Raw genomic sequence first — 373 nt, forward strand, 5'->3', positions numbered from 1 at the left:
CTGTCTTTCAAATCACTAGGAGAAATTTATGTCACGTTTGAACACCCCTACCACAATCGACGCCGCGCCTACTTCTACCCATACCTCACTCAAGGCTGTGGAAAAACAACTGGGCCGCGTTCCTAACATGTTCCGCGTCGTTGCCAACAGCCCTGCTGCGCTGACTGGCTACCTGCAATTGAGCGCAGCATCAGCACAGGGCGGCTTGGGTACAGCGACTCTTGAGCGTATTGCCCTAGCCGTCGCTGAGATCAACGGCTGCGATTATTGCCTTGCTGCCCATTCCTTCCTAGGCCGTAAGGTGGCCAAGCTTGATGATGCTGAACTCACTGCCAACCGCAGCGGTGCATCAAATGACCCTAAGGCCGACGCA

Annotated in this window: 1 protein-coding gene; it reads left to right on the forward strand. The window is 55.0% G+C overall.

What is annotated here, in order from left to right; genetic code table 11:
• Window positions 1–28: 28 nt before the first annotated feature.
• A partial coding sequence (locus PY990_RS16340) for a carboxymuconolactone decarboxylase family protein (protein WP_275272494.1) occupies window positions 29–373 on the forward strand: 345 nt, incomplete at its 3' end.

The organism is Limnobacter olei, from assembly GCF_029087225.1.
GTDB lineage: Bacteria > Pseudomonadota > Gammaproteobacteria > Burkholderiales > Burkholderiaceae_B > Limnobacter > Limnobacter olei.